Below are 283 nucleotides of genomic sequence, written 5' to 3' on the forward strand. Positions count from 1 at the left end.
ATCACCATTACCGGTGCCAATGACGATGCAAACATTGTTGTGACGGCAACGGATACGGCGGTGACGGAAGACGATGCGGCGAACGCAACTGCGACGGGTACAGTCACCATTACCGATACTGACACCGGCGAAAACACACTGGCCAGCAGCACCGCCACTTACGGAACGGTGTCTGTGGATGCGTCCGGCAACTGGATCTACACACTGGATAACGGCAACGCAACGGTTCAAGCGTTGGGCGAAGGCGAGACTTTAACCGACACCATCGTGTTCACCTCGGACG

1 protein-coding gene is annotated in these 283 nt (G+C 56.5%); it reads left to right on the forward strand.

Annotation, left to right across the window (positions count from 1 at the left end; translation table 11 throughout):
• Positions 1-283 (forward strand): VCBS domain-containing protein (locus tag ACFOEK_RS19130; protein WP_386723086.1); only part of this gene is annotated, 283 nt, incomplete at both ends.

This window comes from Litoribrevibacter euphylliae (assembly GCF_042646085.1).
GTDB classification, from domain to species: Bacteria; Pseudomonadota; Gammaproteobacteria; order Pseudomonadales; family Litoribrevibacteraceae; genus Litoribrevibacter; species Litoribrevibacter euphylliae.